Source organism: Endozoicomonas sp. ISHI1, from assembly GCF_024606225.1.
GTDB lineage: Bacteria > Pseudomonadota > Gammaproteobacteria > Pseudomonadales > Endozoicomonadaceae > Endozoicomonas_A.
In genome coordinates, this window is the sequence record NZ_JAGRPU010000044.1 from 1 (window position 1) to 26,253 (window position 26,253).

Here is a 26,253-nt window from a genome sequence, read left to right on the forward strand (position 1 = left end):
AGGATGCCAACGCAATCAAAAACCGGATTCGTACTGACCTTGGTTTGCCAAAGCATTATCCGGGACAGGACAGAAAACCGTTACCCGTAGTAGACCCCCGTCAGGTGATGGTCAAAGAAACCCTGCCAATGCGGGTAAGGTTTAATCAAACGACAGTGACAGACAGCAACCAATCCGTGCGTCTGGCGGTGAGCGGGTATGGCGCCCTGGGACGTCACCTGGAACTGACGGCAGAGCCTGACGGCAATGGCATCTATCGTCTGCAACTGGCGTCCATTGGTAGAATGCCAACGGATGATCGTCTTCAGCCGCCCTCACTGCGCTGGTATCCCGAAATGCCCAAACCGGCGGCAAGACACAGGGTTCGCCGTGCTGATTCTGATCCTGGTGAAGGTTCAGACTCAAAATTAATTGACCAACTGATTCCTGACTCCGGGACATTCCATAAGGAATTTGCGCCGTTATTGCACTATCAACTCACCGTAAACGCAGACCTGAACAAACGTTTTGAAAGCCTGCTCACGGCTTTTACGGCGCTTGATAGCTTTCGCCACAGGACTACTCCATCAACCTTTATTTCCGTAATGGAGGTCTACGACAAACTCATCACCCTGATCGGCCATCACCCGCTGGAAACCAGCGAAAAATTTGCGAAACTGGCTACAGACATCCGGAGCTGGTTTGAAATCAGCATGAAATCTATCCCTGAAACACTGCATTTTGTCAGCGTTGATCCAACGGTCAGGGAGCTGAATCGTATCCGGTTATGGATTGCGGCGAATTCAAAGTCCGATTTACAAATAAACCTCTGGTACGACCCGCAGGCAATGCTCGCCTCTCTGCTTGGGGAAGCCCTCAAAGAAGCAGTGACCAGTGAATTAACCAATAAACCCAGTCCCGGTAATCCGTCTGATTTTGAATCGGATTTACTGAAAGGATTCATGAGGTTACAAGATGAGGCCTGGAAAGCCATAGAGTCAAAAATGGCACAGGGCCAGCCGTTTGATCAGGCGGTAAAGGACTTTCTGGTGGACCACCTCAATAAGACGGACATTGACGGTAAAAAAGCCCGGACGCTGGAATCCTACCGGCAATTTACAGAGCAGATAAAGTCTTCTTACCCAAGTGCGAAGTTTTCCTTCAAAGATATTAATGAGGTCTGGACCAGTACCTATGGGGAAGAGGGTCAGGAGGCCAGAAAGTACTATCTCAGGGAGCTGGGGTTGCGTGGAAACAAACCTGCGGCCAGTGCACTGGTGAAAAACAGGGTGATTGGCACTCTTGGTGGTGTTTATTCTGATACGTTCCTTTCGCCAGCCATTCATGAGGATCTTTTCAAGAATATTGATTATTCAGGTGTCAGCGAAAAGCATTGGGACAGGGTAAAGGCAGTACAGACCCAGCTGGTCATCCAAAGACTTGGCAAATTCCTTCCTGATGACCTGGATCCTGCCGTAGAACAGTGGGTTTCAGACGATCTCACCTGGTTCGGTAAAAAATACGCCCGGTTAAAGAGAGACAGCGAGCAGCGTGTAGCGAGTGCCGATCCCTCGCAACTGTTTAAGCCTCTGGGAAAAATTAAAATTATTCCCGGTGAGATTGAACTGCCATCGGAAAACAGTCCGGGTTTATTTATCGCAGCATCACAGGGCGACCTGACCATGAAGGTGGCCCAAAACAGCCTTTTATCAGATCACCGGAAGATTGATCAATTTAAATTATCTGAGGTGACAGATTGGAAAGACGCCCGTGATACAAAAACATCTTTAACCAAAAAAAAATTTCGTTCCCCGGAATTGGTTTTTTATCGATACGGAGGTATATGGAAGTTCGCGAAAGGCCATGAAATACTGAATGGCGATAACGCACTAGAGGAAAGCAAGACTGCAATGGGTTGGAGTCGAGGCTATCGAGCTATGCTTGATACTCTTCAGTTGTCTCCCGGGAAACGCTATACCATTTCCAGCGAGGCAGAAGCTATCTGGAGACACGAAAAAGATATCACAAGCTATATAAAAACGGATCCGCAGAGCAAAAACCAATACAGTCATCAACTGGTTCTCCAAATGGAGACTGTCGATGATAACCCTATCAGCAAGGCCAGCCGTTACCTGTTTCGCAAATATAAAAATCATCAACAAACTGATCACTCAATCCGTTGGCTGATCATTGACAACGGTGATTGGTCAGATGGCGAGACCGGCGCCAAGGTCAACCGTGCCGATATTGGCAAACTGCTGGACGGTGATAGCCGAATTCATGTGGTAGGCCTGGGTGAAGCCAAAGACGGGGAATTTACCCTGAGCGGGCAAAGTGCACCAGACCTGTCAACAAAAATCAATGAATTGATCGGTAATGCCCCGGTTAAAACCGTTAACCTGATAGGCTCAGGTATCGATCACAACGGGCTTGTTAGTCAATACCTGAAAGACATCCTGAAAGCGACAAAAACCCGGACAGTGACCGCCCGTGACGGTCTGTTGAGAGTCGATATCTGGGGGCGTCTGTGGGTTGGCCTGCTCTCTGACACAGGGCTGGTGACATGGTCAGTCGCCGACAGCTCTGACCAGCTGAAAGCGCTTCGCATGAGTAACGGCGATACCACCGTCGAACGCATGTCCGAAAAAGACCGGTTGACTGAAGGTGCCACCGGACTCCGTCAGCTGCCCGCTGTGTTGTCAGAGAACAGCGGGTTGCTGGGGCCCGTCAATCCCGATGATCTGGTGCCAACCCCGGAAATATTCGATCGCAGTCTGAAGCCGCATCTGCAGGGTGTGATAAGCTCGAATGACGTTGCCGCGCTGGAAAGGAAAATCGCTCAATTTGACCCACTTCGCCGTAAGGGAACCGCCCTTGAAAAATACTTCCTCGTCTATAGCATGCAGCAAAACCTGCCCGGAACTCTTACCGGAGGAAGATCCGTAGCCGCCCACCTGGCCGCCACAATAAACGAGTACCTGCACGATGCTCTGGTCGAGGTACCTAAAGAGCTTCATGCTGTCTGGATTGGCAGTCTCAACGATAATGTTAAAAGGTATATCAAGATCTGGGTTTCACAGGTTTCCGACTGGCCCCTGACCCTTTGGCATGATCCGCAAGCGCTTTTAGCACTGTTTCTTGCCCGACAAATACATAAGGCTGTTGCCGTTGAGAAAATACCCGAGACATTACTGACAGAAGAACATACCAAAGATGAATTTTTGGCACGTTTTTATCATCTACAAGATCTGGCCTATAACACTGTAAAAAAAGGCATCGCCCGGGGCAAAACCTTCGACGACATGGCAAAGGTGTTTTTAGTCAACCATTTGGGTATGGATCAAAGCGAATTAGAGAAAATACAAGAAGAAAGCCTGAAGCAATACAGGGAGTTTGCCAATGAGATAGCCAAACTTCAGGGTAACCCTGAGTCAGGGGGGTTCAAGCTGGCAGATATCAATACACTTTGGCAGAAAAACGACGAAGCAAGTCTAAAAAAGTGGTACGAGAAAGAACTTGGGCTGAGGGGGGTTTTAGCGGCAGCATCGGATTTGGTAAGAGTAGAAATACTTGCCAGAGATAAAACAGGAGGCGGTGTCTATCTGGATGTCGACTCACTGCCTTTTTATAATAGGGACATGCTTAAAAGCATTGAAACTCCGACAGATATTTCGCTTACAGGTGTACGGGAGTCTTTAGTTAATCATATGCTTATGGAGTATTTTGGTGAGCCAGGGCCAGAACAACTCTTTTCCAAGAGGGCACCTGACCCGGAAGTACAGGGGGCATATGACAATTTAAAGGAAAAACACCCTGATTATATTAAGGCGGTTAAAAGAGCCATAGCTCATTACAAAAAAGTGCCTCGTTTTGTTTTTCCAAAGTCGCTCAAGGTTATTCCTGGCTCAGCAGAATTGACCTTACTCTTTGATGAAGTCATCAAACCCAGGAATAGTTTAATTATCGCGCCACGTGACAGTGAAGTTCTCGTGTCAATCAAGCGAGAAATGATAAAGCGCCATAAGCTGATTGAACGTTTAGATATAGATAAACCATTAAAGCTTTATAGTTCCGATATCATTGAAACGATAAAATCAGTGGCCAATGAATTGGGAATCAGTAAAAAATCCGCCGCTTATTTAGTCAGCTATCGAAGTGATGGAATACTGCATGGATCCGGATCGACGGTGGAATTATCAGGACCACATTTGATCAGTAGAGTTATCAAGAAATATTTCACTGATTTTCTTTCAGGGGAGGATCTTTCTAATGACCAAAGAAAAAACTATTTCACACAAATTAATCCATTAGCAAAGATTGATTTAGTCAGTTTGGATACGGATCAACAGGCCAGTAGCTGGGTCGCCGATACTGATAAAATCGTACGTTATGCCCTGAACGCTGAGCAAGACAGCCGTTATAAAAACCAGATTATTCTCCAGCTCGGTAACAGCGAGAATGAAGCCAAAGCCAGCTTATACCTGAAGAAAAAATACCAGCCCGATTTCAGCCGACTGATACGACTGGAGCCTGATGGCACCCTGATTAATCCGGAAACAGGCAATAACGTCAAGCTTAAGGCAATGCAGGCTGACTTCCTTAAAGACGACACACGCCTTATTGTTGTTGGCCATGGTAGCAAAGTTCAGGGTCAAAAGACCGGTTTCGGCATTTTTCGTAAAAAGACGGGTCCCGACAACTTTCTCCTGGCCGGGAAAACCGTTGAGCAACTGGCCGATGTGCTCAAGCGCATAACCGGCGATCGGTTTGTCGACACCGTCAGTGTGGTGGGCTGTGGCGCCGATGCCAGCGGGGAGCACTACCCCGTGGAAGATTTCGCCAGGAAACTGTTTGGCGAAATCCGGACCAGGCGGATCACTGTCCGTAACGCTCTGGTAGCAGTGGATGGGCTTGGCCGCAAATGGACCGGCTCCCTGCCCGCTGACGGCAATGTCCTGTGGTCACAGTCAGACCATCGCGTCAAGCTGGTGCTTGAAAAAGATGAACAGGGGCAGTTAATAGCCCGTAAGCTTCCGGTTGAACAAGGGCTGGTGAAAAAACTCCGGAATTTACCTTCTTTTCCCCCCGGCAGGGATTATGTCCTCCTGAACCGCGAGAATGATCGTCATTCCGACCAGGCCAGAAGCCTGCTCCTGAACAGGATTATCGAAACCGGCGACAAACACAAACTCTCCGACCTGACTGAGGATTATAACCGTCGGCTGCAACAACTCACCGGCGATTACTTTTCCCCTTACCGGTTGATGCCTTTACCGGTTGCCGATGCCGAACTGCCTCTTGCACAGGCCAGAATACCAACAGAGCGTCACATGAGTGCCTTTGTCCGTGCCGACTCAATCGGTGACCCGTTGTCGGGGGTTGGGTTACTGGCCTATGGTGATCGGTTCAGGCAGGCGATTTTTTTCCAGACCCAGCAAGCGGGGCACCAACTGGCCCGGCAGGTCACAAGCCCACCTTCCGATGCGATGGCAACACTGTTTACCCATCACTTGCTCAGGTCCCTGCAGGACATTGTCGCACCCGGTGGCAATGACATAGACCCGTTCCGGGTCTCCAGCCCTGACCTGCTGGTTTCTGTATTGGGAAAAGATGACCTCTCTGCGCTCTATTCCCAAAAGGTACGAAATGACTTTTCCGAATTGGGCCAGCAGTATGTCAGGTCGCTGAGAGCGTTATTGGGTCACTGTCTGGCGGACAAACTGGCAGAAAAAAAAGTGCCAAGACTGAACGCCAGGAAAAGGAGTGCACACAGAAAATTGTTCCAACATAGCCTTTCCCTTGGGGTTAAAAAAAGGCTGAAGCAGCAACCGGATGGCACTGTCAGCTTTACTGATCCAGTGTCGCAAGCTTTTGTTGAAGAGGCTTCTTATAAAGACAACCTGCCCGTTGTCACAGACCCCCGGGGCGGAACTTATGTTCTGGTGAACGTGCCAGAGATTCACAGCGCGGCGTTTCCGGATAATCTGCGCAATGTCCTGTTGATGCTACAGTCCTCGGGTCCCCTGGAGCAAGCCACTGCCCAGACACTGATCAACACGATTGAGACAGCCTATTCCCGTCACTCCCCCTTCCTGGTTGAGCAGCGGCTCGATGAAAAAATCACCCGACTGGCTCTGAATGATGTGGTCACACTGGCCACTGAAATGGATAACATCGACACGGAACATAAGGCAGCCCGGAGCCTGACACAAAAGTTGTTGTTGCGTCTGGTGGGCAGCGTAGTGAACACCCTGGAAAGCGGAGGCACGCCGGATCGCCAGCAGAAGCTGCTGATTGCGGAGCTATCCAACCGGCTTCCCGATAACAACAGCGGTCTCAGGATCCCGCTTCCGGATAACCGCGAACGCGTGGTTTACCTGGATCCTTCCCTGCCCTTCAACCAGAATCAACATTCTTCGTCACGGATCGTGCTGGGGGTTCGTTCACCCTTTTTTCTTACGGCCATTGATAATAGTGCCTATCGTTCCCAGCTGCGTGAGCTGGCAACACTGAATGGCATACCAAGACAACTCAATGGCGTGCTGCATTATTTTAACCGACCCAATGAATTCATCGATAGCCTTCTGGCCTGGCATAAATGGCAGACAGAGAATAATTTGGAGGCGATAAGGCCGATCGTGGATCTACGGCTGGAATCCAGCCGGTTGATTGCGGACAGTCGGATGATTGTCCGGCGATGGCAACAAAATGAGCCGGTCATCATTCAGGTCGGGCTGTCGGATGTACGACCAGGATCGTCTGATCGTCGCCTGGCCCGGGTGATGACCGGTTCCTATGGGCTGGCTCTGCTCCTGCAACTGCAAGCAAGGCAGGCAGCCCGTCCCGATATCGACAGGGCTTTGGCTATATGGCAAATAAATTACCAGTATTACAGCGCTGGCCGTTACGGTTTTGACAACGCTCTGACCATGCGGCAATTACCCGCCAACAGTGATCCGGTCTACCAGCTGCTGGTCCGTGACAGTCATGACTGCGGGCTTAAGTTTGCTCGGGGTACTGCGGATCATTTCCATTGGGCTCTGGACGTATTGTTTCGGGAAAAGCGTCTGGCCGCTTCGGTGAGAACCGTTATTAACTTCCTTGAAATGAAGCCGACGACGTCTGCTGATGCCTTTGTGCAGGGTCTGGTTAAGTTGCACACCGATTTCTGGAAACAAATGCAGGACTCAAATCTGCGGTCTGCGCTGCAATTGCAGAAAGCGGATTACCAGATGTTGGAACAACGAATATCCAGTTCCGGTTTACCCGCTGAAGACAGAGACAGGTTATTGCTGGATATAGGTTCTATGAAAAGCCCACCAGACCAAAGTCCGGCCACTGGCAGAACACCTTCTAATGCCGGGAATGCCCATGGCAAAAAAATCACGCCGAACAGTCCCGGAGCTCTCAGAGAAGTTCCACCGGGTTCCTACGACGATAGTAGCTTGAAGTCCAGGATCGCGATCCTGTTCTCTGCCGAATATCTCAAATATGCCCGGGAAAACGATGTCCCTGACAATGATATGCAGTCATTGGAGGAGACCGTTACCAAAACGCTTCGATGGCTCAGAACCACCACTAAATACAAGGCCTTTTCCAGTGCCTTGAATGAAGGACGAAGCCAGGTCTTTGGAAACCTCCAGACTCTGGTGGACAAAGGGCTTATTGATGGTTCTGCCGGTAGCGGCTTCAACCAAGTCAAAATACCCGACTCTGTCCGGCTATTACTGGTCGTCACTCCTCCTGGTTCAGCCGATGCAAAACCGGTTCTGGTCAACAATGCCGGTTCTGTCCTGAAAATTGATCCGAGCCAGACTTTCAGCACAGTCAGACATCCGGTTTTGCAATATTATGCTTTATCAGGCCTGATCACCGATTTTATTGTTGCAACAAATCAGTTGAAAGGAATCAGCAGTAATACTGAAACCATTCAAAAAAACATCCTGCATGAACTGGGCGTAGACAGCGCTAAGAGATTACAAGACAGTATAAAATCTCCAGAAATCCCTGAAGACATTCATAAAGGGCGAATCGGTCTTGAAATAGAGTACGATGACACAACCGTGGATTTCGCACCGAGAAAGAGGCTTGCATATACAGAATATGATAAACGTAAGCTATTTAACCCTGATTATAATAAGCTGTCTATAACGACAGATGACAATTATGGTCTCTCTGTCATTGAAATCGTTACCGGACCAGAACCTCTCTCAGTTTATTCAACTGCATCCTCAGCTCTATTTCGTGCTACCAATACGATAGCCGCTGTTTTAGTGGAACCACCTGAGAGTGATTTAACTGTACACAATATAGTTAAAGCTTATAACGACAAGCTGCTCGGTAAGAATCCCACAGATGATTTAAAAGAATACAGGTTATTCAAGTTTACAGATGTAAATCCTAAAATCTCATTGAGGCCCAGTGTTAAAGGGATAACGCCATTACCTTATCATCTTCAGGTCAATTTTGGGGTCGAACTTAGCAGTATTGGGGATACAACGTCCTATATTCCCTCTCTTATGGTCCCTAAAAGAACTCATTTTTTAAGAGGCGTTTTTGAGCGGTGCCAGTATGAGGCTGATAAAATTTTAGAAAAACTGGATCTGAACTCCGACCTACTGAGATCGACCTTTACCGCTCATTTATATAAGCAGACATTAGACAGTTCAACCAAAGATTTCATGATGGGGAAAATAGGTCCTAAAGACTCTCCCATCACTCAACTTGAAGGATTACTGAGACTGGGTACCGCTGATTTTTTAATGACGGTCATCTCTGATTTGGAAGCCGCCCAACTTAAGTCAGCCATCCAGGAATATAGCTGGAAAGCCTTTACTTCATTGATGCAAGAAACGGTCGATGAGCTGGCTAAAATGGCAGCCGAAGCTGAAGGGGCTGGCAGAATCTGGACAGCACCCAAACAGCAACTACGAGTCAGGTTAGAAATGCTGTTCAGCGATATGTTGGATTACCGTGTTAAACATGGAAGGATACCTGTCCCCATCGATCCGTACTCAGATTTTTTCTATTTGCCGGAAGGCAACAACAAAAAAAAGCTGATTGGTTACGTTGATGCCCAGGCTCCACAGACAAGACAAAGTGTCAGTCGTTATATCGATGAACAAGGTCAAGTCCATTACCTCGCCACCATTGAGGTTCGCGAACCCTGGCCTGCACTCAGAAAGATCGCTTTTGGCCCTCCCGACACTTTGACGACTGCGATAATAAAGTCAGTTCAGAACCCGGGTCTACTGGGAGCAGACCCGGACGTTGACGGGATCTTTTTTAAAAGAGCCCTATCCATGCTCGCTACTGACACCGGAACCGTGACGTACCAGAACTGGGTGAAGCAATCCATCCTCAACCGGCTGGGTCAGCTCGACCAGACAAAGCTGGAGCATGTTACCCGCTCCTACCTCATCTTTCACCAGGCAGCACAGAACACAGCAGGACATGGCAAACTGAGCAATTTGCTACTGACTGCCAGGCTCAGGGCAATAACTGGCGGGCAGTCAGGATCATCCTGGGACACCCTGGCGCGGTTGCAAAAAATAGTGCCCGTCAATTTTAAACTTCACCGGGTGACCAGCTGGGAACACCAGCTTCCTGCGACTACCACTGACAACCATGCCCTGCTCGTCGCCCGCTGGAAAAAGCTGGCACAATTCAACCTGCCCGCCGGGCTCTATAAACTTGTCGACTTGTTTTCTGCTGGCGAAGATTTGGTTAGACCGATTCTTGAGTCAGGAGACAGACTTTCCAGGCACGGCCTGCTTCTGGGTCGTCTGTACCGGGAGGTACCCCTTACCCTTGACCCCAAACAATACCTGTACCAGAGTCGTCTGGACAGCAATCCACCGGCCCTGACGGTGGGAACAAAAGACACGACTTTTGATCACCACAAAGCTATCGCTATAGGAAAGTTGTTCGGACTAGCCCTGTTAAACCATCCCGATGTGGTCGCTCTCGGTAAAGCTCAAAAGGACTTGCGGGCCATCTGGGGATTGTCGGCAACCACCACAGGCCGTCGCTATGGCCTGACCACAGGACTGGCACTGGGCGCTTTTCCAGACCAGCCCCCCCTCTATACACAGCTTGTTAATGGCCTCAGTAGCACCGATCACAATTGGCAGTTTGCTACCGGGTCGGTGGACGATTTCGCCCGGGTTCTCTACTGGTTATCCGCCCGGCATGATCAGGACGGGCTGACAGAGGCGGTTAAACGGGTTTTGAAATACCGTCGTCAACACCCTGGGGTATCTCTGGATAACTTTGCCTCGGCTCTGGTGAAGACACACGGGAATCTGCCGGATTACCGGGCAGGCCTGGTTCTGCGTCAGGCCATCAGGACAGACGAAATCACTTTTCTGAAGCAGACCCTGAAGGAGAGAAGCCCATCATTAATTGATGGACTGAATGCAATAGTAGAGGTTAGTGCTCTGGATGAGCATTTTAGTAACTATTCAAAAGATGGCTATCCAATTCTCGAAATTAACAAGAATATACAATTAAGTTTGACCCCTGACTACCTCCGTTATGCTGGAACGGAGTATGTTGTATTATTCGATGGTATCAGGGACTTTCTGGCTACGCCTTTGGGCAAAGATTACCTGAAAAAAATAACAGATGCTTCCAAATCCACCGGTCCTGCTGAGAGTCTGTTACTTAATGCCCCGAAAACGGCTACTGGCAAGCAACAAGTCATTGTTTCATTATTTCTGTCTGGCAAACAAATCGTTATTAACCCTGACGCCTCCACCAGACAAAAGACCGGTTTATCCAGCCTGATTCCAGTGTTTACTGCCATGGTTCAATCCGGCTACAGGCAGGCGGGCATCAGTCAGCCTGACGTTGACGACATTGAAAGAAGGGTTCGCCAGCAAATGGGGTTTGCACCGCTGGTGCAGCTTACCAGCCCATTGTCTTCTTCATTCAGTCCATCAGGCCGGATAGTCCTCGAAAAAACCTTCGCTATCGACAAGCTTGCCAAAACGGAAAACCTGCAGGTCAAAAGCCCGACAGACGTCAACGGTTCGCCTTTAATCACCCTGAGATGGCTAAGTGTCGGCAATCAGCCGGGCTTGCAACTGGTTTCAGCGCCGCTGTCCCCGGAGCAGCTGAACCAGCACCGGTCTTTTCTGGATGCCGCTTTTCAGGCACTGGATAAAACAGTCGCGGCCTTGTCTGGTCCGGTTAAAAACTGGGATTTAATCCGGAATTTTCACAGACAGCTCGCCAATACAGAGACGGTAAAAAAAGACAGCGCACTGGGCCGGTTAATCTTTGAAAACATAGCCTACGGAGTGCCCAACTCCGGATCGTTTACGCTACTCAACATGCCGTTAATCAAAACGAACTGGCTGAGTGACCCAGAACGGCCGGGATTGCAACTCATAACAACCCCACTTTCCCCGAATCAGCTGGACGAGAACCGGTCTAAGCTGGAAGCAAATTTTTACGCACTGGGTAAAGTGATCTCGAAGCTGCCACAGTCGCTCGACGACTATGACCTGGTCTGGAGCTTTCGCAAATATTTTGGTGAAGGACTGCGCTATGTTTATGGCGATCTGCCCGTTGAACCGACCACAATCTGGCAAACAAAAACCACCGGCGAGGCAGACACCGGAATCATCCCGAGGCTTGCCTTTGGCGACCTTGGCAAGCCGGTGGTGGCTGCGCTCTTTGCTGACAGTGACAGCCCCGAGGGGGAGCGGTTGCTGGCCAGCCTGCAGGCCGCCGACCGGTTCGTGGAGGCTGTTGCCCGAACTTCAGGCGGTGACGCGACAGCCCGTGCCGATTTAAAGTCGCTGTTTACCCTGATGTTGTACCGGCTCTCAAGGAGCGATCCAAGTGAGAAAAACCTGTTCCCGGGGCTAAGGCTGGCAGACTGCATTCATACCTTCCTTTCCGACAGGGCCGTTATCAAACTCGATGACCACATCAACAGCGTTGGCCTGCAAAAGCTCACTGACGATCTGACAGCGAAACTGACGGATCTTGCACAGCAGGTACCCGGTGCCCCGGACCCACTGGCAGGTGTCAGGATCAAAGGCCTCCTGGGAACGGCTCTGCCTTACCGCCGTTTCACCGGAGCCTTGCTGTTGCCCGCCAAGCTGTCGGAATTCTACTCGCTGCCCCTGGAGGGCGACAAAAAGTACCGGGAACTCTGGACCGGCCTGATGTCAAAGGACAGCGAAACACAAGCTGTCTCCAGAGGAGGCAATGGTCACTACCTTAAGGTCGATGATCCTGATTATCCGGATTTCCGTTATCTTCTGGACGTCAACCTGCCGGGTCAAAGTGGCAATCTGGAGCGCCTTTTTAACCGGGAAGCAGCAGCGTCCAATCACCTCATGGGCCATCTCAAGCTGGCGTTAAAACCGGACTGGCTGGGCCATGACCAAGAGGTCACCCGTGCGTTTCTTGAACTGGCGATGTCCAAAGTCGGTAAAGCCGACTGGTCGTGGTTTTCGAAGCAGTTTTCCTCATTGCCGGAATTGCGGCGTTTCAAAGTGGTGGAGGCGCTGGGTCAATATCGCTCGCAGCATCCGGAAACACCAGAGGCAGATGTCAAACAGCTGGCCCGTGCCCTCACCGAAATCCAGCTCACTGCCATAAAAGAGCAGATGATTCAGGGTGACAATCCTGAGACGCCAGCCATTTTCCGCATCAAGAGTCTGGAGTCAGTCACAGGCGATAGCCATGACTTCATGCTGGAAAACGATCAGGGGAACAAACTCCGTCTAAAGGCCGGTTCCCTGTTGCCGGTAACTGAACAAGCCCCATCACTCAGACCGGATCCGCAACAGATGCTACTGACCGGTTCACACAGCGAACGGTTTCCCGGGTCGTTTCTCGATACGCGCCACAGCAGCAGATTCTATAGACAAGCCATGCAGGACGGTCAGCTGGCACCAGACCGCTACCGGAATGATGTCGAACGGTTTGTTAAAATTTTCAGTGATCTGGAACCAGAGAGCTATCGCCAGGAATTCCAACAGAAGCGCTCCCTTGACCTGAGTGCGGGACGGCCTGTCCACTGGCAGTTAAATCCCCGACATCCCCTGCAGGCGTCCCGGTTACTGGTCGGGGATAAGGCGATCACCATAGAGCTTGGGATGAAGGATAACCCTTCGCTGAGCCACGAATTCTTCGACAAGACCCTGGGCCAGCTGTATGCCCTGAGTCTGGCCAAGAGTATAGAGGCGGTTGATGCCGCACTGTTTCGGTCTGGCTGGCCAGAGCAGGCGGCACAACTGGGGCAACTGGGCAATTCCGTTGGTTTTGACTCTGCCTACCAATGGGTTTCCCTGACAGAGACGCAGCACCGGACCAATACCCTCTATACCCAACTGGCAGGCAACCACCGGAATGCACTTGAACGTCAATTTGGCCCGATTCGATTACCTGCCAGCCAGGGCGACTTTAAAAACGCCATGATCTGGCTGTTCACCCGGAAATCTGAATTACTCCCACAGCATTTTGACAAGGTCTTTGATTCCATTCAGGCGCACCGGGATGACCCGGATATCGAAACCTTTGCCAAAGCATTGCGTGAGTTTGACCGGAACTTACCCGACGATGACAGGGTACTGTTCAGGGGGGTGCTCACCCATCAGCAGGTCGAATTGCTGGAGCAGGTTCTGACCCGCCTGGCCCCTGACCAGCAGGAACTGGCCAATGACATAGGCACGCTGAAAACCCCTCTCACCTCGCAAGCCCCGGTCACAGCGACAGCGGGGTTTGGTTCATCAGCGTACCGGCTGGTTGAGTCAGCCGGCGGGATGAAGGTTGGCATCAAGGACCCAAATACGTCGGGCAATAAACGCTGCCGCCGTGGCGTCGGGGAATGCGGGGTTCGTCTGCTATTGACGGACAATCTGGCACAACGCCCCATTGTCAACATTGCCAGTGGCGATATCAATAACACCGATACTGACAAACCTTATTACACGGTTGAGTTCCTTACATACAACGATAAGCTGCACAAGGTGCTCAGACGCTCAGGCACTGACATCATAGCCACCCCCTTGGGCGACGAGGCTTCGATTCATGACAGTATCGACGCTACTGGCGGATCGCTGCTTGAGCGTGTCATTCCGGCCGGGGGCGTCACTACGACGCTCATGGCAGTCAAGCGTTCCAGTGGCGAGGTTTTCCAGCTCAGCCCGAAAAATAATGACAACTACCGTGCCATCAGGCTGCAGTCCGGTGACAGATTGTTAGTGTCTTACGACAGCACTGGGGAAACTTCGACCCCGGTGTTGGAAAAAAACGTCCATGGCAAAATGGTTTATGGCGTAAGACTGGACAACGCAGCATCGGAATCTCACGGGGTGTTCTTACTCGACCCTTCGCAACCGCTACAAAATCAGTTGGCCAATGCGAATCGGGAAAATCATCGGCTGTCCGCTGACAGTGCCGAGCTACAAACGCTGGCAGGTACCAGGGGCAGGATAGCCGTGATTCTCCCTGCCGACTACCGCTCCGGCCAGCCGCTGGCAAACCAGGCCCAACGGCTGCTGTCAGAGCTGAGAGCCTTTGTTGCCAGCCCAGCCGGGCAGCGGCTGGTCAATGTCCTGGGGGCCCCCGACAGCTACACCCAACCCGCTAGCATGACTGAGCTGGACAGCAAACTGCTGCCCGGCATGAAGCCCTCCGATGAGCTCAGACTGGTGGTCAGGCTCGACAGTCAGACCGTCCCTGACCGGGTGATCCCTTATCGACCCTCCGGCAGCGGGGACGCCAGTGGTAAGCGGCTCGTGGTGCTGCAGGTTGACCCGGCGGTGCTGGCCGGACAACGCCACTCCAACAGTAATTACCTGGGGGCACTGGCTCTGTTCCTGAAGGATTTATATCGGGCAGCACTGGCCGTGACTGACCAGAGTTCACCAGCCATTGCCATGAGATGGTGGCAGGGGGAAAAGCCCACCGGTGACCGGACGCTGCTGCAACTGGAAAACCAGCTTCGGGCGTCATTTGGCCTGCTGCCCGCCCAGACCACTGCCTCCGCCCCCGCAACGGTTCAGACAGTCACTACAGCAGGCGGGATAACCACCGTGAAAACCGGCCAGCAAGTCCGGATTGCCTACAAAGCCCTTGCTGACCCGCTGTCCGGCTTTGGTGGACTGGTGGGGGATGAGAACACCCGGTCACTGTTCCAGCGGGTACAGTATCGTTGCAACCGATTAATTGACCTGTTACCCGGTGCCCATCGTTCAAGGCTGGGCAACCTCCGCTCACTGCTGGCGCAAGTGGCCTGGAATGAGCTGGTCAGCCAGAATCAGGTGACTTCACAGACGAGACTTCTGGCTGACCCGGTGGATGCGGTCGTATCTGTGCTTAACGCCAATGAGCTGAGGGCACTGGCCGGGATCGACAACCTGGCCGGGCAGCTTGGGGATGTGCTGACCCACGCCCTGAAAGACCAGCGGGGCGACGTCTTCACAGCGACAGACCGACAACGGATGTTGACGCGGTTGAGCGGTGCCGTAGAGCGTCTGACGAATGCCCGGGCTGTGCGCAATGAATGGACCCGTCCCGGACAGCTTCCCCTCGATGAGGTTGCCAACGGTCATGTGCCGGTCTCCACGGGTAGCCGGAAAACCCTGGCCCTGACCAGCCCCGATCGGCAAAAGATAACCCGGATGGGAGACCAGCATCTCATTGCTGTTGAAAATCAGAAGGGTGCCCTGTCCACACTGTCAGGGGATGAGCTTACCGGTTTCCTTGCACTGTTAAGACAGGAGCCGCCTGCCAGCCAGCATGCAACTGCTTTGCAGGCTGAGCTTCAGCGGGCGCCCGCGTCGGCTAACCCGGATTATTACCGGGATGCCATCAAGCGTATCCTGTCACCGCTGACCACGGACCAGACGGGCAATCTGGAGAACTCCCTTCTCGGGTTGTTCAGGAAGCCATCCCTGACTGGCGCTGAGCCGCTGCTGGCGGAGTATTTTTTCCACAAGCGGCTCAAGGCTATGGAAACTGCCGATCCGGCCGGGTTGCGTAACCATGCCCTGAGGGCCAATGAATGGCTTGATCTCCTGCAACAGCGTCCGCCACTGCCTCCGGGCCCCGGCCGGGAGACCCTGAATGTCATCCCCGATAACGAACTGGGTCGTCACCAGGCCTCGGTTCAGACCAAGGGCGGGCAACAGGTGATCAGGCTGGGTCGCCGGGATGATCTGAGCTTTTCCGACCAGGGTTCCGGCTACTCCCTGATCCGCAGCGAAGGTGACAACAAGCGGGTCTTTCGCTTGCAACTTCCCGATGGCTGGCCTGACCGTCTTGTGCCGATCAGGCTGGTTGTTCAAATGGATGACTATCGCAGGATGCAACGTGAGGGCACCATTGGCGAACAGCCGTTACAAAAAGACATTCAACGCATTGCCCGGGGAATGAGAGCGCCACGTTTAGCAAACCTGCTACAAGGGCTTGTGAGCCCGATCAAAGCGTCGGGCATTCCCGATGGCAGCTCCTTTAGGGTGAAAGTCAGCCTCAGGCCTCACTGGCCTTTGGTAGACAGCCGTGTCGAAATCAGCGCGGAAGACAACAGTCATGCCCGGTTACTGCTGGGCACGCGGGACGGGGAGAGTATCAAGCCGTTCATTTTCCGGGAAACCCTGACAAGCCTGTTCGGTGCCAGTCTGTTGAAAGCCCTTGAGAGCGGTGGAGGGTCACTGTCAGCATTGCGCCAGCAGGTGCGGCAGCGCTTTGGGATAAACACCGGGACCATACCTGACGGTGAGCAGCGCCCCCTTGGACTGACCCGCCAATACGCACTGACCCTGACGGCTGATCATCCTTCAGAAACAAGCCTTTATCAGCGTCTGGTCAAAGGCCATCATAACTTGCAGCTGGCTGAGGGTACTGAAGCGGATTACCGCCGGGCGCTGCAATATTTGAGGCGCCATGATAGCAATAGAGTCAAGGCAATATCGGAACTGCTTTCAAAAGGAGAGGTGGCGATCAGTGACAGTGACCGCACTCTTTTCAACAAGGTACTCAATGAGAAAAATCCGGTAGCCGCTGTTCCCCTGAATCGCCCATTTGATAATACCATCGCCACCTATCGCCCTCTGCTCCCTGGCTCTGCAATGGTCAACGCCGATTACCGGGGGTTGTGGAGTGTCGGTTCCGGCCTGGAATCCCTGCTCGACTCCACTCTGCTCAGGTTAAGCCGGGCAGCAGCGGAAAACTTACTGTCACAACGGAAAAAGGCCCTTCTCAAACATTACCGACTAAGGCCCGTTATCAGCGATTACCTGAAGTCCCTGCTGGTTCATTTTATCTACTGGAAGATGGACCAGGTTCTGGGGAGCAACGGCCAGCCAACCAGCCAGATACACGCGGGATTGGCCGATGCAGTAGCGTCCATACTGCCTTACAGCGACATTGATGCCATCAAAATTCTGAATCTTCTTCCACGCGGGATTTTGGCAACGGAAAAAAACCTGGCCGCCGCCTTGGAGGGGGCCTGTGCCGAAGTTGCCCGGGGGCTGGGTTGGAAGCATTTTAACACTGGCCAGCTGGCCAATATGAAACAAGATGTGCACACCGTATTCAATGAGGCAGTAAAACTGCGAGAGCAAGTCGGGAAGCCGTTCCAGTTGCCTGTGCAGTGGGTTTACCGCCGGGACAATGACGGCCAATCGTCTGTTCAAGCTTTACCGGGGCAGGATAAGACCATTAAAACCCTCGCCAGCAGTCCTCGTCATGTCGTCATGTCGGACGGTGACAGTCGTTATATAAAAATCACCCCGGCGGGTCCCGGCAATCCTTTCCCGGTCATGTCATCCCAGTCACAGGATGGCCTGAAGAAGCTGTTACGGCAACCCCTTAACCCCGGTGAAAACGCTTCGGGCACACGGGCTTACCTGTCACAGCTGTCGCGCTTTTATGATGCTACTGAATTTAAGGACATTGACGCTACCGGTCAGATTAATGCCGTCATTGACAAGATGGACAACGCCACCCGGCAGCGGTTTGCAGGGAATTTCCTGCAATATGCCCGGCAGTCCGCCATCCCGGGAGATCTGGCCGAGGCCATGGCCGGGAAATTGCTTATGGCAGAGGTCAGTGCGCTGAGTTCCCCGCCTGACAGGATCTCCCCCGAGCTTTATCAGCGGCTCAACGGGTTATTGAACCTGGCCGGGAAAAGGGAATTTTCAGTGACTTTTGGCGGCCTGACGGTTCAGGTGTTCACCGATCCCTCAATCACCGCCGATGCTTCCTACCTAATGCCTGCCCAACGCACATTGGTGCTGGGCAACGGTGCTGCCAGCCCGCTGACAGCGGCGGCAGCACTGGCTTTGCTGCAGGGGCTGAAACCGGAGGATCAGACAAAATCATTCCTGGCCCTGCAACAGAAGCGGATCAGACTGCCAGAAGGTGTGGACAGCCTGCCGCCGGATGTGCTGATCAGCGAGTTCATGGTTAAAGAGGGCAAGCTGACGCTCTCCGGCCTGCTGGATCGCCTGACCAGCTTTATCGGATTGGCAGACAAACTGAACCAGCAGGGCACCTCCGAAGCCCGCATTCTGGCCGGGGAGATTCGCCAGAACGTTGCCGACAGCGTTGCCGCACTCAGAAGCGATATCGATATGAGCCAGATGGCCGGCATCGTTGATGTGAGCGACCGTGATTTCCGAAGGGCTCTGCTGAATCTGGACAAGGCCGGTTTGCCAGACGGTCAGGCAGCAAGGTTGCCAGCCCCGGACTGCGTGCTTTGCGACGGCTCCGGCAAGATCAGGACCGTGATGGCCCTGATGGATCGGGTTAGCGGACACCTGGATGACATTGAGTTCAGTGACCGCTTTAACCATGTCAGGCTGGCCGCCGGTGACAAAGGTTTGCTGGCAGACGCCTTACTGCTGCTGGAACAGACGCGCTTTGCGGCGGTGGCCACCGAAGACCTTATGGACACCCCGGAGTTCCGCAGAAAGCTTATTATCCTCTTCCGGCAGGCGCTTCGGGAACGGCAGGGACTGACGCCAGAAAAAGCCATTGACCGGGTAGTCACTTTGCTCAATGAATCAGGCTACAGTGCCGACGACACCCGCTATGTAAAGGAAAAGCTGCTTGGCAATCAGGAATTCATGGAGCAGCTCAGGACCCGGGGCCAACCTGGCGGGGATGGCGCTGATCCGGGAGATATACGGTCAGGCAAGTTGAAGAGCAAGTGGCGCAAATTTAGCAATGCGCTCGGGAAATTTGCGAATAGCAAAAGGTACATTCGTACCAAAATGGCTTTCGGCGTGGGGATGTCCGCGGTGGGCCTTGCCGGTGGTATTCAGACCCTTAAAAACCTGGAGAAATACGGAGATGCACTGTCTGATAAAACCAGAGACCTGACCTATGCCGGGGCAGGCCTGACGATCGGCGGCGCAATCTATAACCTGGGCTTGACCGCCCAGTGGCTGCTGACTGACAAAAGCAAACACCTTATCAAGGTGGCCGATGCAGCGGACCCGGCTCTTGATGCCCTGAAGCAAACCTCAAAATTAGCAAAAGCCTCAAGGGTCACGGCCATGACGGCGCCGGTTATCGGTAATGTCATTTCCTTGACCGGTTCCATAATTACCACAATCTCTCTCTACATGGCCAAAGACGAGGCAAAAAAGGCCGGCAACACTAAACAGGTGGGCTATTACGAGACAATGATAGCCCTGACTAAGGTTTCGATGGTGCTTGATACTCTGAGCATGTTACTGGACTTTGTCGCTCCAAAGCTGGGAATGGTTGTTGACCTGATCAACATTATGCTCGGCTTCGTGATCACCGCTATCGCAGAATGCATGCCACCCAACAATGCCTACCAGGATTTTGACGCCTTGCTGGCCAGCGATGGCTTCGATCAATACATTAACAACATGGCCAAATCCTTTGAGGAAAAAGGATATTCAAGGTTTGAGTACCACGCCGATGCCGGCCAGTTTCTTAAGCAGAGAAAGTATGAGGAAAACCTTGAAGAACTGTTGATATCCCGGAAAAGGTCACTGTCCGGGACAAAAAAAGGCCTTGCCTTTCTGGACTTTCAGAAGCGGCACCACACAGAGATGGGGACGAAGGAGGCGGACTTCATGCTGGGCAGGAAAGGCTACAAGATATTTTATGGTTTCGGTGGCGATGACACCCTGATCATTGACGAGGGGGAGCTCTATGGCGGATCAGGCCATGACCGGCTGTTTCTTAAGGAAGGTCTCGCAGAAGGCTCTGACGGCAATGATGTTATCCGGATTGAAAAGACAGGGAAGGCGAAAGGGGGTCCTGGTCGTGATCATATCTGGATTGGCAAGTCAGGGGAGGCCCATGGCGGTCGTGGCAACGACTTGCTTCATCTGCCAAAATATCTCGGGATCGGCTATGGCGGACCGGGCAGGGACACCATCATTAACGGCCAGCTGCAGCTCGGCGGCCTCGATGACGACACTCTCATCCATGGCCTTGGATATGTCAAACAAGATGGCGGTGAAGGAGATGACCGGCTTGATCCGGGTATAGGCACGGCAATTATTATCGGCGGATCAGGCAATGACACCCTGATTATGCCACGCGAGATCAAGGTTCCCCGATCTATCCGCTTCGGCGGCCGACACATAGTGGGTACGCATTACTATCGTCTTAGCCAGACGAACTCCGTCGCATTATTCAAGGCTGACCTGCAAACCGGACGCTGGAGCAGCCGTTTTGCTGAATACCTGAAGTACCATAATCTTTTGCGCTTTTCGCCAGATGGCAATGAAACATCTCAAACAGAGCTTTTCGGACTCTTTGGCATAGGACGTTCGTATGATGGGCGCGACTTTGATTTCAATAAACGCAACGGTATCGATGTAGATCTGCACCCAAACCTATTCTACATTGCCCCGCTGGCGGTTATAAAAGCTGACTACACGCGTAAAGTGATTCACCAAAAATTGATCCATGAAACTTTGCTGATGGGGTATGACAAAAAGCACACAAAAGTAGCAAGGGTCTCTGATAAATACGGCCATCGGAAATACTTTAAAATTGGTAAAGTCAGGTATAGAACCGACCAGAACTGGAGAGGAAATACACGAACAGGCTATGCCTATCTTTCGGATCAGGGCGTTTACCTGCTATCAAAAAACGAGGGTTCAGAAACCGGGGATTTGTACTACTTTAGCAAGAATGGACTGAGAGTGCGCAGCCAAAGGGACAGACCCAATGAGCCCACCTTATTTTACACAACCCTCTGTCAGCTTCTGGAAACCGGAGGGCCGATTAACAGTATTGAAAATGTGATGGGGTCGAAGCAGGGTCTGATAGTGACCGGAACTGAGCAGCCCAACAACATTTATTTCAGGGGGGGTAAAAATATAGCCTTTACCCTGGGCGGAAACGATTTTGTCAATGCCGGCAACGGCACCGGGAGGAACTGGATATACCTGGGTTCGGGTAATGATCTGGCGTTGTTGGGCGATGGCTTGAACGAGGTCCATGGAGGTCCTGGCAGGGACACCGTTTCTTACCGTCTCAGAAAAAAGGGTCTTAAGCTGGACCTCACCCACCGGAACCGGTTTAGCTTGCTGGAAGGAGAGCAGCTGGAAGATGTGGAGGTCATCCAGGGTTCCCCGGGTAATGACACCATTCAGGGAGACCACAGTAATACCGTTTTCGTGATCACCAATGGCACCAATACCCTGGATGTCCGGGGCGGGAACGACACCGTGGCCGCAAACGGCGGAAGAACCAGGGTTCGGTTGCGCAGCGGCTTTAACACGGTGTTGCTGGGTGAGGGAAGGCACGAGGTGTATACGGGTACCCATGCCGATACCCTCTTGCTGCGTCGTGGCAGCGATCTCGGTAACCACCGGATTCATATCCATAAACGCCAGGAGCCTCCGACAGGAAAATGGCCCGTGCTGGTCATCCGTTGGAAAAAATCAGGTGAATCGTGCCATGACGCTCGTAAGGTCAGTTTGACCATCAATCCTTTTGACAAGAGCCTGCGCCTGTTTTTTAGCCATCAAATACCGGGGCAGAAAGTGACCCTTGACTTTCACACTCGCGGTTTACGTCATTTCGAAACAGTACAAGCCAATCCCTGCATTTTTTACTGGGAGGACGTGGCAGGCACCCCCCCTTCCCTGTCAATGACTGAGGCCCTGACAAGCCTGAGGAACACCACTCTCTCGGCTCATATTAATTCAGGCACAGAAGCCTGCAGTGTCAAAAGGGTAGCGGAGGACTACACCTTTTCAACAGAGGAGATGCTGGCCTTATTAAATCGCTACCCTGAAAAACCTGTCGGTGAATTCCCCCGGGCTAAATGGCGCAAAGAGGCTGAGCTGGCGAGCCTTGCCAACGAGGGAAAAACCCTTGGCGCGGGCCTGCACAGGATTGGCAGTCAGGAAAGCAATAATATCAGGCTGGTGATTGAGCTTGGTTTCACCTCTTCCATATGCACCCCACAGAGTGGTTTTTTACGCAGGCTGACCCTGGAGCTGGGTCAACAGCGGGTGCTCCTGGAAGGCGCAACCCAACTCATGAAGAAGTATGGTATTGGCTTTTTAAGACCATGGCACACAATGGCTTTAAAATTGGTTCAAACCGATGCAGACGGTCGCAGACAACAACACAGCGACCAAAAACTATTTGGACTTGGTCATAGAGAGTTGCTGAAATCGAGTCCGTCGCTTCAATTGAACGCACCGTTGCTGAAATGGAGTGATCCGTATACATGGAGCGAACTGTTCCCCGGTCAGCCAATGTCCGAAACCCTGGACATGCTGGAGATGGATTATACCTTTGATAAGCCTTTTCGTGATAAATGCGGTATCTCCGCCGCATACAACAGTTCTGTGATTATGCCGACGGTTTACCTTGACCTGTCTTCAGGTCGACACTCTGGCATCCCCGTCATTATTGGCGGCCCGGGCAATGACCAGCTGACGGGTAACCCGTCCGCAGATAACGTATTGCGTGGCATGGGAGGAGATGACAGGCTCAGGGACATGGGAGGCAATAACATATTTATTGTCGGCCTGGGTAATTCCACCGTTATTACTGATGAGAAGGGACACAATCTGCTAATACACGACAATCTTGGTAGTGTTTATGGTACCCGGCTCCTGAAACGAAGATCCAGGGGGCTCAGCGTTAAGGTCACCCTCTCAACGTATCAACTGGATGGGATGACCGTCAATGTCACGGAGGGCATCGTACAGACCCGATGGCGGAATACCAGCGAAACAGGCAGTTGGCGTTATCACCAGACGGTGTTCAATGCGATCGACCAGATTGCCGGGACTCCGGGAGATGATACTTACTTTGGCAGCAATGGTACGGATATTTTCAGCACCGGGGGTGGCCTGGACAAGGTGAGCATGGGGGACGGAGACGACCGGGTGATCATTAACGCGCTCTGGCAAACCGGAACCTCTCTGGACGGGGGCAACGGCGCCAATACGCTGCTCTTTCAATTGCCCATGAGTCGTGATGTGAAGGTTGACCTGAAGCATAGCTTAACGGTCAACAACTTTGTCCTGGAGGACACCGGGTATGGCAGGATAAGACTTTCCGGTGATGATAAAGACAACATTTATGTGTCCAGAGGTTCCCTCCGCAACTTTAATGGCAGGGGCGGGGATGACACACTTTTCATGCTGAAGCTACCGGCGTTTACCCATTTAAACGGGGGCCCGGGCAAAGATACGCTGGATTTGAGCCGGGCAGTCACGGCTCCGGAATTGGTCCGGCTTAACCTGTTTGTGGACCGGGACTCAGTGAGGCTCTCGTGTCCTGCAAAGAATGTAACTCCCTGCTCTCCCGATACAAACAGCAAAGGTCGTTTATTCTATACACTCAGGTCAACCGGGTCGCGGAACACCTATGACACATGGGCGTCAATTTTCAGAAACTTTGAGATTATCAATGGCCCGGAAACCAGCGATATTTTCAACATTCCGGCCCAGGCCGGCCTTGCCGTCAATGGCGGAGGCGGAAATGACAGGTTCAATATTTACGCTACAAGCATAAAGGGCAACAGCAACAGAACCTCAATCACCACCACCATAGGAGGACCCGGACACAACAGGCATTATGGCAGTCGGAAAGCTGACCGGATGGTGGCGAACCTGGGGCCTGACCTTCTTTCCGGCAACCTGGGTCCCGACATTTACGTTATTCACCGGCAGGCCAATGGCACCCGAATCATTGACCGGGACAACGGGAATACCCTGATATTGCATGGGGTACAACCCGAAAAACTGGACTGGCGGCTGACCGAAAATTATACCCATCTGGAGGTTCTGGACGACAGCCAGTTATTTTTCACCCTCAATTTACGACACGTTCCCCGTTGTCTGCGCAACGATAAAAGTCTGGCCACCGGGCTCTTTATCAACAGTCTGGCAGAGCATTTCTGGCGTCTGGTAACGGTTGATCCGGCCAACAATGGAACTAATGTGCTGACCAGCGAAAAACTTTGGAGTTACTATTACTCGAGGCTGGCTGAAGACAATCGGCTGGATAACATTTACCAGCTTGACAATGTTACGGCACCGGTGCGGGGCGGGCCGGGTGATGACCTGTTCTTCATCTCCGGTACAGTCAAGCCGGGAGCCGGGCTGTTTGGTGAGTCGGGAAACGATATTTTCCACATCAAAAGCAGTGGCGCCAGCGTACACCCCGGCCTCGGTAGTAACCTGGTCAGTCTCGAGCTGGAGGGTGCGCTGGAAAGTGCAGAGAAAACCGGGACGGTGAAGATATTTTTTGCCCCCTCTTCATTTAACCGGGTTCACCTGGGTGGTGCCAGTCTCACCAATCTGCAGGCAGCCAGCTGGCGTTCGCTGGCTCCGCACAATGCCACTGACGCAACTGACAGTGGTGACCAGCCTCGTTGTCCAGCCGGTTTGTCACGCCTGATGCCCCCTCCGGTCACTGGCGGCAGTTTTATACTGGCGGGCTGGGTTCACCGGAGCTTGCCTTCCCGCGCCTGGGGCTCACTCATTCATTTTGCCGGGGCTGACGGCGCTGATGCCATCAGGTTGAGCCTGAAAAACAGGGGATTGGAGATCAGGCTAACGGATGGCGAGAGGATCTTTCATGACAGGGTTAGACCATTTTTCACCTCCCCCCGCCAACATCTGGCCATGACAATAGATGACCGTGGTTTTCTAACCCTCTACCGGGATGGCCAGCCTGTTTTGGCAACGCAGGCCCTCAAGCCAGCCGAAAAAATACGGACGCTGAACTGCCACGCCGTTGATAAACTGATCATTGACCGACGTCTCCCATCGCCTGATGGCATAAAAATGATGGCATCCGGTGTGAACCCCCTGGTAAGGATAGGCAGCTGGCAGAACCCACACCGCGTCTATGCCAATGACTGGCCAGACAGCCTGGAACTGGATGACGGTGTTCTGGATGGCAAGGAGTTCATCCTTAAACAACTAGAGTCTGGTTATGCACTTTTCCAGCGAGCAGTCCCCGGACATCAGTATGTCATTGATGAGAAGAGTGCCATTTACCGCTTTGCTGACGATGGCACTGGTAACAGCGGCCAATGGTTTTTGTCAAATACCACAGGCACGGCTGACCAGCTGGAAGTGGTAACCCACCCCTGCCAGAAACTGCACTATCAAAAAGCGGGTGGGGACCTGATCCTGACTATCCTGACGAATGATGGACTGCTGAAGCACGGCGAAAATAGCACAAAACCAATAAATTCCACCCAGAGCCTTCGGGTGCCGAATTTTTTCAGTAAGGAAGGCGAAACCATTGAACGCCTGATCGTCAATAACAGGGTGCTCAACATGAACGAGGTACTTGCGAAAGTGAGCACCACAGGCGATGCAATGGCTGTCGGTGACAGCGGCGACAGCAACGGTGGAGACAATAACAGTGGAGACGAGGAAGCCCCGGGCTTTCTGAACAGAATCACTCGCGCAGGTCAACGACTGTTCAATTACCTGAGCGGCCTTGGCGCTAACAAAAACGACACTAACAGTCTAGAGGAGAGTAATCGGCAAGCAGCGGCTAACCTGAATAACACGGAACTGAATCGACACTACCAGCGCCTGGTTCAAGAGATCAATGCCCTGTCAGGCAATCGCAGTGGCGAGAGCCCGTCGTTTGTGCCGTCGACAGGCCATAACATGACGCAAAACCTGACAACCCCGCAACCTTTGACAACGATGGGTCAGACGTGAATGTCAATTGACTTATTCTAACCAAAGCTCAAGTCTTCATCAATCCAGTCATTGAACGCCGCAAGGAAGGGGGAAGGTAATCAAATAACCTGTTAAT

General features: G+C 52.3%; 1 protein-coding gene. It reads left to right on the forward strand.

The window, feature by feature from the left end; genetic code table 11:
• Positions 1–44: 44 nt before the first annotated feature.
• Positions 45–26,156, forward strand: a complete 26,112-nt coding sequence (locus KBW69_RS19810) for a TcdA/TcdB catalytic glycosyltransferase domain-containing protein (RefSeq protein ID WP_257281997.1) — start codon at positions 45–47, stop codon at positions 26,154–26,156.
• Positions 26,157–26,253: the final 97 nt, after the last annotated feature.